Annotated in this window: 16 protein-coding genes; 6 read left to right on the plus strand and 10 right to left on the minus strand. The window is 64.0% G+C overall.

Annotation, left to right across the window (positions count from 1 at the left end):
• Nucleotides 1-76: 76 nt before the first annotated feature.
• The 3 genes from NXT3_RS00210 to chvI form a co-directional block, all read right to left on the minus strand.
• The gene (locus NXT3_RS00210; protein WP_097525998.1) at nt 77-535 is read right to left on the minus strand and encodes an HPr kinase/phosphorylase; all 459 of its coding nucleotides are present in this window, start codon (nt 533-535) and stop codon (nt 77-79) included.
• Nucleotides 532-2265, minus strand: a complete 1734-nt coding sequence (locus NXT3_RS00215) for a sensor histidine kinase (RefSeq protein ID WP_234819770.1) — start codon at nt 2263-2265, stop codon at nt 532-534. Before NXT3_RS00215 ends, NXT3_RS00210 begins: the two co-directional genes overlap by 4 nt.
• A gap of 348 nt (nt 2266-2613) precedes the next feature.
• Nucleotides 2614-3339 (minus strand): two-component system response regulator ChvI, encoded by a 726-nt coding sequence (chvI, locus tag NXT3_RS00220; protein WP_037418537.1) that lies wholly within the window; start codon nt 3337-3339, stop codon nt 2614-2616.
• A 333-nt stretch (nt 3340-3672) separates the two neighbouring features.
• Between chvI and NXT3_RS00225 the strand changes: the two genes are divergently transcribed.
• From NXT3_RS00225 to NXT3_RS00235, 3 genes are all read left to right on the plus strand, one after another.
• Nucleotides 3673-5283 carry a phosphoenolpyruvate carboxykinase gene (locus NXT3_RS00225; RefSeq protein ID WP_037418540.1) on the plus strand — a complete coding sequence of 537 codons (1611 nt, stop codon included), beginning with the start codon at nt 3673-3675 and terminating at the stop codon, nt 5281-5283.
• A gap of 113 nt (nt 5284-5396) precedes the next feature.
• Complete coding sequence (gene arfB / locus NXT3_RS00230; protein ID WP_037418543.1) at nt 5397-5831, plus strand: alternative ribosome rescue aminoacyl-tRNA hydrolase ArfB; 435 nt, start codon at nt 5397-5399, stop codon at nt 5829-5831.
• Between the two features lie 124 nt (nt 5832-5955).
• Nucleotides 5956-6567 carry an alpha-ketoglutarate-dependent dioxygenase AlkB gene (locus tag NXT3_RS00235; RefSeq protein WP_037418546.1) on the plus strand — a complete coding sequence of 204 codons (612 nt, stop codon included), beginning with the start codon at nt 5956-5958 and terminating at the stop codon, nt 6565-6567.
• Nucleotides 6568-6754: 187 nt separating this feature from the next.
• Here the strand turns inward: NXT3_RS00235 and coaA are convergent, their stop codons facing one another.
• From coaA to hisB, 7 genes are read right to left on the minus strand one after another with little or no spacing between them, the layout of a single operon-like run.
• Nucleotides 6755-7750 carry a type I pantothenate kinase gene (gene coaA / locus NXT3_RS00240; RefSeq protein ID WP_037418549.1) on the minus strand — a complete coding sequence of 332 codons (996 nt, stop codon included), beginning with the start codon at nt 7748-7750 and terminating at the stop codon, nt 6755-6757.
• Nucleotides 7747-8070, minus strand: a complete 324-nt coding sequence (locus NXT3_RS00245) for a phosphoribosyl-ATP diphosphatase (protein WP_037418551.1) — start codon at nt 8068-8070, stop codon at nt 7747-7749. Before NXT3_RS00245 ends, coaA begins: the two co-directional genes overlap by 4 nt.
• 12 nt (nt 8071-8082) lie before the next feature.
• A complete protein-coding gene (gene hisF, locus NXT3_RS00250) occupies nt 8083-8859 on the minus strand; it encodes an imidazole glycerol phosphate synthase subunit HisF (RefSeq protein ID WP_037418553.1) in 777 nt (258 codons plus the stop codon).
• 4 nt (nt 8860-8863) lie between these two features.
• Nucleotides 8864-9601: a 1-(5-phosphoribosyl)-5-[(5-phosphoribosylamino)methylideneamino]imidazole-4-carboxamide isomerase gene (gene hisA, locus NXT3_RS00255; RefSeq protein WP_037418556.1), complete on the minus strand. Its 738-nt coding sequence runs from the start codon at nt 9599-9601 to the stop codon at nt 8864-8866.
• A 29-nt stretch (nt 9602-9630) separates the two neighbouring features.
• Nucleotides 9631-10281, minus strand: a complete 651-nt coding sequence (gene hisH, locus NXT3_RS00260; protein WP_104838611.1) for an imidazole glycerol phosphate synthase subunit HisH — start codon at nt 10279-10281, stop codon at nt 9631-9633.
• Nucleotides 10281-10757: a DUF2628 domain-containing protein gene (locus NXT3_RS00265; RefSeq protein ID WP_104838612.1), complete on the minus strand. Its 477-nt coding sequence runs from the start codon at nt 10755-10757 to the stop codon at nt 10281-10283. The genes hisH and NXT3_RS00265 overlap by 1 nt, the downstream gene beginning before the upstream one ends.
• Nucleotides 10758-10781: 24 nt before the next feature.
• On the minus strand, nt 10782-11390 hold the full coding sequence (hisB, locus tag NXT3_RS00270) for an imidazoleglycerol-phosphate dehydratase HisB (RefSeq protein WP_104838613.1): 609 nt from the start codon (nt 11388-11390) through the stop codon (nt 10782-10784).
• Between the two features lie 283 nt (nt 11391-11673).
• On the opposite strand from hisB, the gene hslV reads away from it, so the two are divergent.
• Genes hslV through hslU form a run of 3 tightly spaced genes read left to right on the plus strand, consistent with a single transcriptional unit; the run spans nt 11674 to nt 14043 of the window.
• A complete protein-coding gene (gene hslV / locus NXT3_RS00275; protein WP_050988249.1) occupies nt 11674-12231 on the plus strand; it encodes an ATP-dependent protease subunit HslV in 558 nt (185 codons plus the stop codon).
• On the plus strand, nt 12221-12742 hold the full coding sequence (locus NXT3_RS00280; protein ID WP_037418567.1) for a GNAT family N-acetyltransferase: 522 nt from the start codon (nt 12221-12223) through the stop codon (nt 12740-12742). The genes hslV and NXT3_RS00280 overlap by 11 nt, the downstream gene beginning before the upstream one ends.
• Entirely contained in the window at nt 12739-14043 is a 1305-nt protein-coding gene (gene hslU, locus NXT3_RS00285) for an ATP-dependent protease ATPase subunit HslU (protein WP_037418570.1), read from the plus strand. The genes NXT3_RS00280 and hslU overlap by 4 nt, the downstream gene beginning before the upstream one ends.
• Nucleotides 14044-14081: the final 38 nt, after the last annotated feature.

A 14081-nucleotide genomic window follows, 5' to 3' on the forward strand; every position in this document is an offset into this window, starting at 1 on the left:
CGGCCATCTTGGCAAGGAAAAGCCGAAGTGCAAGCCAAAAATGCCGAAAAAGCAGTCGCCCTGCCTCCCGATAAGGCTAAAGGACTAATTTTTCAGGCAAGAGCGCCGCAAGGGTATCCATCGGCGAGAGCAGGGCTTCAATCGGAGCGCGCAGCATCGGCAGGTTCCTTCCAATCTCCAGCTGCAGTTCCTCCTGTTCGGGCGGCAGGCGCGGATCGAAAGGCGCGCGCACCGGCAGGATCGCCCAGTCGAGCACGCAGGCGGAGAGGGTTTCGACCTCCGCTATGCCGCTGCCGCGGACCTCGATCAGGCCGCGGATCGCTGGCGGGCAGCGCGCCACGATCCGCCCGTTTGCGAGCGTCAGGTCCACCCTGTCGTCGGCGACGAGGGCCGCGAAGCGGCCGCGGCGCCTGACCTCGGAGATGCAGGCGAGCGCCAGGGCGGACTTTCCTGATCCGGAAGGGCCGGTGATGAGAAAGCCGGTCGTGCCGAGCACGATCGCGGTGCCGTGAATGTTGCAGGCCGGGCCGTTCACGCGTGCGGCTCGGCGGGAAGGGAAAGGATGAAGCGGGCGCCGGTTACCGCTCCACTTCTGTCGACGATGTTTTCCGCCTTGAGTGTGCCGCCATGCGCCTCGGCGATCTGGCGCGAAATGGACAGGCCAAGGCCGGAATTCTGGCCGAAATCCTCACCCTCCGGCCGGTCGGTATAGAAGCGCTCGAAAATCCGATCGATGTCTTCCGCCTGGATGCCGGGGCCGTTGTCCTCGACATAGACGAGGCAGCGCGATCGCGAACGGGTGAGCCGCAAGACGATCCGGCCGTTCGGCTCCGGCACGAAGGAGCGGGCGTTCTCGATGAGATTGGTGATGATCTGTCCAATGCGCAGCTCATAGCCGCTGACGATGAAATTTGCCTTCGGATTGTCCTTGCGGTCGACGACCAGGTCGAAGAGCACGGGCTTCTTCTTGCCGCGGATCTGCCGGGAAATGTCGACCAGGTCGCCCAGCAGCGTTTCCAGGTCGATCTTCTTCGCGTCGCTGCGCGCCAGTTCGGCATCGAGCCGCGAAGCGTCGGAAATGTCGCTGATCAGCCGGTCGAGGCGCCGGACGTCGTGCTGGATGATATCGAGCAGCCGCTTTTTCGAGTCCTCGTTGCGCGCCAGCGGCAGGGTCTCGACGGCGCTCCGGAGCGAGGTGAGCGGATTCTTGAGCTCGTGGCTGACATCGGCCGCGAAGTTCTCGATCGCCGCGATACGATCGTAGAGTGCCGTCGTCATTTCCCGCAGCGCCACCGAGAGATTGCCGATCTCGTCCTGACGGGAGGAGAAGTCCGGGATTTCCTCGCGCTCCTTGGCGCCGCCGCGACGCACGCGTATGGCCGCGGCCGACAGTCTGCGCAAGGGATTGGCGATGGTCGACGACAGGAGCAGCGACAGAATGACGTTGACGAGCGCTGCGACGCCGAAGACGCGGATGATCGCCAGGCGTTCCGCATGGACGATCTTGTCGATGTCGCCCGCCTGGGTGGAGAGCAGCAGCACGCCGAGCACCGCGCGGAAGCGCTGCACCGGTACTGCCACGGACACGATCAGCTCGCCCTTTTCGGTAACGCGCACGACGGCGCCACGTACGCCGGTCAGCGCGTTCATCACCTCCGGATAGATGGAGCCGTTGCCGCCGGGCGGCTCCCTGTAGAGCGGCAGGTCGCCCGGCTGCAGCAGGCGGTTGAACCAGGTGCTGAACTTCTCCGAAAAGCTCGACGTCTCAGGATCGACCGGCGGCAGGTCGAAACGGAGCACCTGGCCGCCGCTATAGAGGTGGCGCGAATCGAGCAGAAGATCGGCGTCGGCATCGAACAGGCGGGCGCGCGTCCGCGTCGGCGAGATCAAGCGCCTGAGAACCGGCGCGACCCGCTCCTGGATGATCGGGAATTCCAGATCCTCGTCGCTCGGCAGCGGGGTGATGCTCTCGCCGGCCTGCAGTTCGAGCAGTTTCTGCGGATCGATGGTGATCGAGTTCGTGTCGACCGAGGCCGAGGCGGAGATGGCGCCGGCGATGATTTCGCCCTGGGTCAGCAGGCTTTCGACGCGGGCGTCGATCAAGCCCTCGCGGAACTGGTTCAGATACATGATGCCGCCGACCAGGACGACGAGTGCGACGAGGTTGAAGAAGACGATGCGCCGCGTCAGGCTGGAGAAGACCGCATTGCCGAACAGCCGCCGGATCAGCGTGAACGGATGCGCCCATCGACGCTTCCCGCGCAGCGCCGACGACCGCCCGTCCGAATCTTCGATCTCGCCCTGCAAGACTTCTACCAAGTCTTCTTGCTCCCGCGACGAATTTCGCCGTCCGTTTCGTTTTGCGGGGCCGGCCAGGGCCGACCTGCCGCCCCTCACCGCATCCCCGGCCGTCCGCCCGCCGTTGCCGCGATCGGAGCGCCGAAGTTACGGCTTGAGGTCAAACATCTGGCGGCAAAGCCGACGGCCCTGGCGGAAATGGTCGCAACTTGCGATTCAGAACCGCTCGAGGCGGCTTGGCGCGATCCAGGACCGCGTTCGGCCGCCGCGCCGGTTCTCAATGATCCACATTCGACGCGAAGGCAAGCCCCGCCCTCAGGCGGTCTCTCGGAAGCGATAGCCGACGCCGTAGAGCGTCTCGATCATATCGAAGTCGCCGTCGACCATCTTGAACTTCTTGCGAAGCCGCTTGATGTGGCTGTCGATCGTCCGGTCGTCCACATAGACCTGCTCGTCATAGGCGGCATCCATCAGCGCGTCGCGGCTCTTCACCACGCCGGGGCGCTGCGCCAGCGAATGCAGGATGAGAAATTCGGTGACGGTGAGCGTGACAGGTTCGCTCTTCCAGGTGCAGGTGTGCCGCTCCTGGTCCATCACAAGCTGCCCGCGCTCCAGCGAGCGCGACGGCGCATCGGCGGTCTTGGCGAGGCCAACGGCCCCGGCTGCTGCAGCGTCGCGGGCCGGTGCGCGGCGCAGGATCGCCTTGACGCGCTCGACCAGCAGCCGCTGCGAGAAGGGTTTCGTGATGAAATCGTCGGCGCCCATCTTCAAGCCGAAGAGCTCGTCGATCTCCTCGTCCTTCGACGTTAGGAAGATCACCGGCAGGTCGGACTTCTGCCGGAGCCGCCGCAGGAGTTCCATGCCGTCCATGCGCGGCATCTTGATATCGAAGATCGCCAGATGCGGCGGGCGCGCCAAAAGGCCCTCGAGCGCGGAAGCGCCATCGGTATAGGTTTCGACCTTGTAGCCCTCGGCTTCCAGCGCGATGGATACCGATGTCAGGATGTTGCGGTCGTCATCGACAAGCGCGATGGTCTGCATCGTGTTTCAACTCCGTCTTTATGGGTCCGGCGCCGGCATCCGCTCTTCGAAGCGGCGGCCGCGCGAGTCACGGCTGCGTTACTTGAGTATAAAGGTGGAACAAATTGTGGCGAAGCGCAAAAAGCGCGGACCGGCACGGCCTTCGGGGAACGTCTCGAATTGACATCAGCAAGTCGCGGTTCAACCGATTAAAAAACGCATAATATTCTTTAAATCGATTAATATACTGATATCATTATTCTTTTAGGCTTAGCTATCTTGTCTTGAGCAAACCGAGCCGGTATGTTCCAAGGAAATTCAACGCCATTGGCCAGAGACGAAGGAAGCTTGACCATGGAGCAACTCGGCACCCGCAACCCCTCGAACGGATTGGAAACGATCGGTTTTTCCGACCTCTCGGTCGTTCGCTACAACTTCGAGGCAGCGGAGCTTTATGAGGAAGCCCTTCGCCGCAGCGAGGCGCAATTGACGTCCCATGGGGCGCTCTGCGCCCGCACCGGTCAGCACACCGGCCGCTCGCCCAAGGACAAGTATGTCGTGCGCGATGCGGCGACAACCGATCAGATCTGGTGGGACAACAACAGCGCCATCTCGCCGGAGAAATTCGAGCTTCTGCGCCAGGACATGCTGGCGCATGCCAAGGGCATGTCGCTCTATGTGCAAGACCTCGTCGGCGGTGCCGATGCAGAGAATGCTCTGCCGACGCGTGTCGTCACCGAATATGCCTGGCATTCGTTGTTCATCCGCAATCTCTTGATCCGTCCGCCGCGCCAGGCGCTGGCGACGTTCCTGCCGAAGCTGACGATCATCGATCTGCCGAGCTTCAAGGCCGATCCGGCGCGCCATGGCTGCCGCAGCGAGACGATCATTGCCTGCGACCTGACCAAGGGCCTCGTGCTGATCGGCGGCACGTCCTATGCCGGCGAGATGAAGAAATCGGTCTTCACCGTGCTCAACTATCTGCTGCCGAAGAAGGACGTCATGCCGATGCACTGCTCGGCGAATGTCGGCCCGGCCGGCGACACGGCGATCTTCTTCGGCCTCTCCGGCACCGGCAAGACGACGCTTTCGGCCGATCCGAACCGCACGCTGATCGGCGATGACGAGCATGGCTGGGGCGAAACGGGCGTCTTCAATTTCGAGGGCGGTTGCTACGCCAAGGCGATCCGCCTGTCGGAAGCGGCCGAGCCGGAGATTTTCGCGACGACGCGGCGCTTCGGCACGGTGATGGAAAACGTCGTTCTCGACGAGCGGCGCGCACCCGACTTCGACAATGGCTCGTTGACGGAAAACACCCGCATCGCCTATCCGCTCGACTTCATTCCGAATGCCAGCGAGACCGGCACGGCGCCGCAGCCGCGCACGATCATCATGCTGACGGCGGATGCCTTCGGCGTCCTGCCGCCGATCGCCAAGCTGACGCCGGAACAGGCCATGTACCACTTCCTGTCCGGCTACACCGCCAAGGTGGCCGGCACGGAAAAGGGCGTGACCGAACCGGAGGCGACCTTCTCGACCTGCTTCGGCGCTCCCTTCATGCCGCGCCATCCGTCCGAATACGGCAACCTGCTCAAAGACCTGATCGCCAGGAACGGCGTCACCTGCTGGCTCGTCAACACCGGCTGGACTGGCGGCGCCTATGGCACAGGCAGCCGCATGCCGATCAAGGTGACGCGCGCCCTTCTTTCGGCCGCGCTCGACGGGTCGCTGAACAGCGCCTCCTTCCGCACGGACGCGAATTTCGGCTTCGCGGTGCCGGTCGCGGTGCCTGGCGTCGACGACCGCATTCTCGACCCGCGTTCCACCTGGGCTGACGGTTCGGCCTATGATGCCCAGGCCCGCCGGCTGGTCGACATGTTCATCGCCAACTTCGCCAAGTTCGAGAGCCATGTCGACGGCAGCGTGCGCGATGCGGCTCCCGGCACCAGGCTCGCCGCTGAATAAGACTCTTGGCCATGATTCACGTGAAACCCGGTCCTTGTGGCCGGGTTTCACGTTTTGTCTCCGAGCCGTTCTCAAACGCACGACTCTGTGCGATAGACCGGTAAGGAGCAGACATGGCCAGCGAACCGCTTTACATCAGCGAAAACATCGTTATTGCCGGCTGGGAGCTGACGGAGCAATTCGTGCTGGCCGGCGGCCCCGGCGGCCAGAACGTCAACAAGGTGTCGACCGCCGTCCAGCTCTTCTTCGACATCCAGGCCTCGCCATCGATGTCCGATCGCGTCAAGGCCAATGCCCTGAAGCTTGCCGGCCGCCGGGTTTCGAAGGACGGCGTGCTGATGATCGAGGCCAGCCGCTTTCGCAGCCAGGAGCGCAACCGCGAGGACGCCCGCGACCGCCTGAAGGAATTGATCCTGAAGGCCGCCGAACCGCCGCCCCCGCCGCGCAAGAAGACCAAGCCCACGCGCGGTTCCATCGAGCGGCGGCTAAAGGAGAAATCCGGCCGCGGCGAGATCAAGAAGCTGCGCGGCCGCCCGGCCGGCGATTGAGGCCGCCCAGACATCGCAGCTTTCGGGTAGTCCTCAGGAACAGCGGGCGCTACATCCTATCGAGCGCTTCGCGTGGCCCTCCGCGGGCGAACGAGCCACGATATTGACCGACAGGGGTATCGCAATGCAGGTGCTGCCGAAAGGCGTCAGGCATATTCCCGGCTATCTCGACCGGTCGCGCCAGGAGGAGCTTGTGGAGGCCATCCGCGACGTCGTCGCCGCGGCGCCGCTCTATATTCCGGAAATGCCGAAAACCGGTAAGCCTATGTCGGTGCGGATGACCAATTGCGGCTCGCTAGGCTGGGTCACCGATCGCGACGGCGGCTACCGTTATCAGCCGCATCATCCGGTCACCGGCGAGCGCTGGCCGCCGATTCCCGATGCCCTGATCGACATCTGGCGGGCGGTTTCGGCGAGCGACAAACAGCCCGAGGCATGTCTCGTCAACTTCTATTCCGCCGAGGCCCGGATGGGTTTGCATCAGGACCGGGACGAGCGCGACCTGGAAACGGCCGTCGTCTCGATTTCGCTCGGCGATAGCTGTCTTTTCCGCGTCGGCGGCCGGACGCGCGGCGGCCAGACCAGCTCGTTCAAGCTCGAAAGCGGCGACATCGTCGTCCTCGGCGGCGAGGGACGGCTGGCCTTTCACGGCGTCGACCGCATCTATCCGAACACCTCGACGCTATTGAAGAACGGCGGCCGCCTCAATCTGACGCTGCGGCGGGTCAATCCATAGAGCTCTTGACAAGACCCCTCCCCAACCCCTCCCCACAACGGGGAGGGCTTAACCTGCCGCGCCCTCTGCAACATTGCGGCGGGGTCGAGCCCCGGGAAAATGGCGGTCGGGGGCAGCGGGCGCAAAGCCCGTCCCCCTTGTGGGGAGGGGTTGGGGAGGGGAACTTATTTCGACCTGTCGTGACGGTTTAGAGCTTCCTCAGCGCCACCGTCTGCGTCAGGTGATTGGGGCCTTTCTGCAGGATCAGGTCGGCACGCGGCCTGGTCGGCTGGATGTTCTGATGCAGGTTCTTCAGGTTGATATTGTGCCAGAGGCCCTCGGCGATCGCCCGCGCCGCGTCCTCGCTGATCGTTGAATAGCGATGGAAGAAGGATTGCGGATTCTGGAAGGCCGTTTCGCGCAGCCGCATGAAGCGGCTCACATACCAGTTGTGGATCAGGCTTTCCTCGGCGTCGATATAGATCGAAAAATCGAAGAAGTCCGAAACCATCGGGACGATCTTGCCGTCGGCCGGCAGGTCGCGTGACTGCAGCACGTTGATCCCCTCGAAGATCAGGATGTCCGGCCGGTCGATGACCTGGAATTGGTCGGGAATGACGTCATAGGTCAGGTGCGAATAGGTCGGCGCCTTGACGTTCGGCCGGCCGGCCTTGATCGCCGAGAGAAAGCGCAGCAGCGCGCCGATGTCGTAGCTCTCCGGGAAGCCCTTGCGATCCATCATGTTTTCCCGCTGCAGGATCGCGTTCGGATAGAGGAAGCCGTCGGTGGTGATCAGATCGACCTTCGGGCTCGAGGGCCAGCGCGCTAGGAGTTCGGCGAGGATACGGGCGGTAGTCGACTTGCCGACGGCGACGGAGCCGGCAATGCCGATGACGAAAGGGGTCTTCGTCTCGTCCGACATGCTGAGGAACCGCTTGCGCTGCTGGAAGAGGATCTGCGAGGCTTCCACATGGGCGGAGAGCAGCCGCGACAGCGACAGATAGATTCGACGCACCTCGCCGAGGTCGACCGGGTCGTTGAGCGAGCGCAGCCGCTTGACCTCCTCGGCCGTCAGCGTCAGCGGCGTATCGGCGCGAAAGCGCGACCATTCCTCGGCGGAGAAGACGTGGTAGGGGGAAAATTCACCCCCCGTGAGATTGCCGGGGATGTCGGCCGATTCAAAGTCTTTCGCGGCGATGCTCATGGATTCTGCCGGTTTGCCTTCTCCTGCAGGCCGGACTGGCTCGTCCGCCTGGCCAGTTCGCTCATCACATCCTGCAACGGGACGGAGGCGATATTCAATACGACCATAAGATGATAGAGGAGATCGGCGCTCTCATCGATCAGATTCTTGCGGTCGCCGGTGACCGCCGCGATCACCGCCTCGACCGCCTCTTCGCCGAGTTTCTTCGCCGCCTTCGGCCGCCCGGCCGCCACCAGCTTGGCCGTCCAGGACTCCTCCGGCGCCGCCTTGGCGCGCGATGCGACGATCTTTTCGAGGTCTGAAAGGGTGAATTCGCTCATCACGAAATTCCTTCAATCGAGTCGCATGGCGATGCCGCGCTCGGCCATGTAGCGCTTCGCCTCGCCGATGCTGTAGGTGCCGAAGTGGAAGATGGAGGCGGCAAGCACCGCCGTCGCATGGCCGTCGCGAATGCCGTCGACCATGTGGTCGAGCGTTCCGACGCCGCCGGACGCGATGACCGGTGCCCGCACCGCATCGGCGATGGCGCGCGTCAGCGCGATGTCGTAGCCGCTCTTGGTGCCGTCGCGATCCATGGAGGTCAGCAGGATTTCGCCGGCACCGAGGTCGACGACCTTCCGAGCGAACTCTATCGCGTCGATGCCGGTCGGCTGCCGCCCGCCATGGGTAAAGATCTCCCAGCGGTCCATTTCGCCCGCAGCCGAGACCTTCTTCGCGTCGATGGCGACGACGATGCACTGGTTGCCGAACTTGTCGGCGGCCTCGGCGACGAAATCCGGGTTCTTCACGGCCGCCGTGTTGATCGACACCTTGTCGGCGCCGGCAAGCAGCAGCTTGCGGATATCCGCCACCTGGCGCACGCCGCCGCCGACGGTCAGCGGCATGAAGCATTGCTCGGCGGTGCGGGCGACGACGTCGAAGATCGTCTCGCGATTGTCGGAAGAGGCGGTGATGTCGAGGAAGCAGAGCTCGTCGGCGCCGGCGGCGTCATAGGCCTTTGCCGCTTCCACCGGATCGCCGGCATCGATGAGGTCGACGAAATTGACGCCCTTGACGACGCGGCCGTCCTTGACGTCGAGGCATGGGATTACGCGGGCTTTGAGGGTCATGGTCTCATCCCTTTCGCGCGGCGCGGATCAAGTCTAGCGCTTCCTTCGGATCGATCCGCCCATCATAGAGCGCCCGGCCGGAGATCGCTCCTTCGAGCTTTGCGGCATCTGGCTGCGTCAACCGGCGGATGTCGTCCATCGAGGCGAGGCCGCCGGAGGCGATGACCGGAATGGAAACTGCGTTGGCGAGTTCCAGGGTCGAATCCCAGTTGATGCCGGTCAGGATGCCGTCGCGGTCGATGTCGGTATAGATGATCGCCGAAACGCCGGCGCCTTCGAACTTCTTCGCAAGCTCGATCACGCCGAGTTCAGAGGCCTCCGCCCAGCCTTCGACCGCCACCTTGCCGCCCTTGGCGTCGATACCGACCGCCACCCGGCCGGGGAACTTGCGGCAGGCCTCGATCACCAGCGCCGGATCGCGCACCGCGACAGTGCCGAGAATGACGCGCTTCAACCCGCGCGAAAGCCAGTTCTCGATATGATCGAGGGTGCGGATTCCGCCGCCGAGCTGCACCGGGTTCTTGGTCGCCTTGAGGATGGCGTCGACCGCTGCCCCGTTCACCGTCTCGCCGGCAAAGGCGCCGTTCAGGTCGACGACATGCAGCCATTCGAAGCCCTGTTCCTCGAAGGCGCGGGCCTGGGCGGCGGGATCAGGATTGTAGACGGTTGCCTGATCCATGTCACCGAGCTTCAGGCGCACGCATTGGCCGTCCTTGAGGTCGATCGCGGGAAAGAGAATCATTTGGTTCGTCCGATCAGGTGGCGGGAGCCTCAGGGCTTCCAACGCAGGAAATTCGAGATGAGGGCGAGGCCGAGGGTCTGGCTCTTTTCCGGGTGGAACTGCGCACCGGCCCGGTTGCCGCTTGCGACGAAGGCCGTCACCGGCCCGCCATACTCCGTCTCGGCGATGATGTGCTCGGGGTTTTCCGCAGCGAGGTGATAGGAATGCACGAAATAGGCGTGCAGCCCGGTCTCCCCGGTCGGAATGCCCTCGAAGAGCGCGTGCGGCCGATGGAGTCTCAGCGTGTTCCAGCCGATTTGCGGGATCTTCAGCGACGCGTCCGCGGGCGTCATCTCCACGACATCGCCGGGAATCCAGCCGAACCCTTCAGTGATCGTCTTTTCGAGGCCGCGCGAAGACATGAGCTGCATGCCGACGCAGATGCCGAGGAAGGGCCGTCCGGCCGCTTCGACCGCTTGCTTGAGCGCCTCTTCCATCCCCTCGACGCCGTCGAGGCCACGGCGGCAATCGGCATAGGCGCCGACGCCCGGCAGCACGATCCGATCGGCCGAGGCCACCCGTTCCGGCCTGTCGGTCAGGTCGATGTCGGCGTCGATGCCGGCTTCGCGCGCCGCCCGCTCGAAGGCTTTGGTGGCCGAGCGCAGGTTGCCCGAGCCGTAGTCAATGATGGCGACCCGCATCAGCGCTCTCCATAGGATTCAAAGAAGCCCAGTCCGGCGGCACTTTCCGGCCGTCCGGAGCTCGACCAGTCGTTCGACTGCAACGGAGTTGCGCTTTGGTGGTGCGTCGTCGCCGTCGCGTTCGAGAAGTAGATCTCCTCGGCGGTCTCGATGTTGCGGGCCGGAACGATCGAACGAAGCGTCCAATCTTCCGCCGCGAGTTTTCGGGCGACAAAAAGCGGCCCCTCCAGTGATACCAGGAGGCTGAGCGCGAGCTGCATGATCAGCGCGGCGGTGAAGCATCCGGGGACCTCAGACAGAAGGATGAACACAATTTGCAGAACGGCAAGGGAGATTCCGAGGAGCCAGGCCCGCTTGGCGATCAGCCAGAGGGCCGGGAAGAAAAACGCCGCCCAGGAAAAGCCGTCGGCGATGAACCGCGCCCTCTCGTCGTCGGCCGCGGCACCGGGCGGGGTCATGATCAGGTAGGAGGCCATGGTCTTCAGCCAGTCTTAGCCGGCTCAGGCGAGCGTGCCCTTCGTCGAGGGAACGCGTCCAGCCTGGCGCGGGTCGATTTCGGTTGCCGTGCGCAGCACGCGGGCGACGGATTTGAAGCAGGTCTCGGCGATATGATGGTTGTTGGCGCCGTAGATGTTCTGCACATGAAGCGTGATGCCGGCGTGCTGGGCGAGCGCCTGGAAGAATTCGCGAACCAGCTCGGTGTCGAAGGTGCCGATCTTCGGCGAGGTGAAGGTCACGTTCCAGACGAGAAACGGCCGGCCGGAGACATCGACGGCGGCGCGCGTCATCGTCTCATCCATGGCGAGATCGAGCGAGGCATAGCGGGTGATGCCGCGGCGATCGCCGAGCGCCTTGGCGATCGCCTGGCCGATGGCGATGCCGGTATCCTCGACGGTATGGTGATCGTCGACATGGAGGTCGCCCTCCGTCTTGATCTCCATGTCGATCAGCGAATGGCGCGCGAGCTGGTCGAGCATGTGATCGAAGAAGCCGACGCCGGTCGCAATCTTCGACACGCCCGTGCCGTCGATATTGACGGCGACGGACACGGCCGTTTCATTCGTCTTTCGCGAAACCTGGCCGGTGCGGCTCAGCGTCACGTCTGCCATCAGGCTCTCCTGTCTGCACTCGATAGATCGGAGCGGGCGGCAGAGCCTTCCGCCGACCGGTCCGTTCCCGAGCCGCTCCATATCAGGCGGGGCGCGAAATATCCAGAACTGCGACGGAGATTCGATCGGCGTCAGCCGGCGGGCGCGATCCGGATGGAAAGGGGCCGCTGTCGGTGATTTCTCCTGCCCATTTGCAATCGCGCAGAGCCGACTTACATAGGCCTCAAGCAACCAGGTTCTTCTTGAGCCGCAACGCCTCGCCTCCGGGGCCGACAGGTATTTGATGAGCGAACACAATCCCTACGGAACGATGCATGCCACCACCATCATCACGGTGCGCAAGGACGGCAAGGTGGTGATGGCGGGCGACGGTCAGGTGAGCCTCGGCCAGACAGTCATGAAGGGCAATGCGCGCAAGGTCCGGCGCCTCTCCAAGGGCGACGTGATCGCCGGTTTTGCCGGCGCGACGGCGGACGCGTTTACGCTTCTGGAGCGTCTCGAGGCGAAGCTCGAACAGTATCCCGACCAGCTGATGCGGGCCGCCGTCGAACTCGCCAAGGACTGGCGGACCAACAAATATCTGCGCAATCTCGAGGCGATGATGCTGGTCGCCGACAAGTCGGTGACGCTGGCGATCACCGGCAATGGCGACGTGCTCGAGCCCGAGCACGGAACGATCGCCATCGGTTCCGGCGGAAACTTCGCCTACGCGGCGGCGCGCGCCCTGATGGACAGCGACAAGTCGGCCGAGGAGATCGCCCGGCGTGCCCTGCAGATCGCCGGAGACATCTGCGTCTATACCAACCACAATGTGGTCATGGAGACGCTGGATGCCGACTGACGGGGCAGAGGTCAGCTTCGAGCCGGTGGCCGAGCGCCACCTGCCGATGCTCCTTGCCTGGCTTTCGGAGCCGCATGTCCGACAATGGTGGGGCGACCCGGACGTGGAACTGGGACTGATCCGCGAGGGTTGCGCCACCGGAGAGGTCGACGGCTTCATCTTCCGCCTGAGCGGCGAACCGGCCGGTTACATTCAGTCCTGGACCCCCTCGCAATATGACGAGGAACCCTGGGCGAGGGACCTGTCGTCCGACACGCCCGGTGTCGATATCTTCATCGGCCCCCCTGAAATGACCGGCAAGGGCGTCGCGGCCCTCGCGCTTAAGGCCTTTGCCGGAAGACTGTTCGAAAAGGGCGCCGCCCGCATCGTCATCGATCCGGATGCCGGCAACCGCCGAGCGGTCAGAGCCTATGCGAAGGCCGGTTTCGTGCCCTTCGCCGAATGGATAGACGAGTCCGGTCGCACCCTGCTGATGGAACTGACGCGGACCGAGTTTGAGAGGACTTCATGACCAATTTTTCCCCGAGAGAGATCGTTTCCGAGCTCGACCGCTACATCATCGGCCAGAAGGACGCGAAGCGCGCCGTCGCCATTGCCTTGCGCAACCGCTGGCGCCGCCAGCAGCTCAGCGACGAGCTGCGCGACGAGGTCATGCCGAAGAACATCCTGATGATCGGCCCGACCGGCGTCGGCAAGACGGAAATTTCCCGCCGTCTCGCCAAGCTTGCCGGCGCGCCGTTCGTCAAGGTGGAGGCCACCAAGTTTACCGAGGTCGGCTATGTCGGGCGCGACGTGGAACAGATCGTCCGCGATCTCGTCGAGGTGGGCATCACGCTGGTGCGCGAGAAGAAGCGCACCGAAGTCAAGGCGAAGGCGCATCAGAACGCCGAGGAGCGCGTGCTCGACGCGCTGGTCGGCACGACGGCGTCGCCGGCGACCCGCGATTCCTTCCGCAAGAAGCTGAGGGCCAACGAGCTCGACGACAAGGAGATCGAGATCGACGTGGCCGAAACTGGCGCGCCGGGCGGCTTCGAGATCCCCGGCATGCCCGGCGCCAATATCGGCGTCTTGAACCTCTCCGAAATGTTCGGCAAGGCGCTCGGTGGCAGGACGAAGAAAATCAAGACGACGGTCAAGGATTCCTATGACTTTCTCGTCAACGACGAATCCGACAAGCTGCTCGACAACGAGCAGATCCAGCGCGAGGCGATGGCGGCGGCGGAGAACGACGGCATTGTCTTCCTTGACGAGATCGACAAGATCGCCGCCCGCGACGGCGGCATGGGCGCCGGCGTCTCGCGCGAGGGCGTCCAGCGGGACCTGTTGCCGCTGGTCGAGGGTACGACGGTCGCGACGAAATACGGGCCGGTGAAGACCGATCACATCCTCTTCATCGCCTCCGGCGCCTTCCACGTGTCGAAGCCGTCGGACCTGCTGCCCGAGCTGCAGGGCCGCCTGCCGATCCGGGTCGAACTGCGGGCGCTCACCAAGGAGGACTTCCGCCGCATTCTGACGGAGACCGAGGCGAGCCTCATCCGCCAATACAAGGCGCTGCTGGAGACCGAGGGCGTGGCGCTCGACTTCACCGAGGATGCAATCGACGCACTCGCCGAGGTCGCCGTGCAGCTCAACGCCAATGTCGAGAACATCGGCGCCCGGCGCCTGCAGACGGTGATGGAGCGCGTCCTCGACGAGATCTCCTTCAACGCGCCCGATCGCGGCGGCGACACGCTGATGATCGATGCCGACTATGTCCGCAAGCATGTTGGAGATCTGGCCGCCAACACGGACCTGTCACGCTACATTCTGTGACGCCGGCGCTGCAGTCGCGCGCCAAATCGTGCCGATCA

This window comes from Sinorhizobium fredii (genome assembly GCF_002944405.1).
GTDB classification, from domain to species: domain Bacteria; phylum Pseudomonadota; class Alphaproteobacteria; order Rhizobiales; family Rhizobiaceae; genus Sinorhizobium; species Sinorhizobium fredii_C.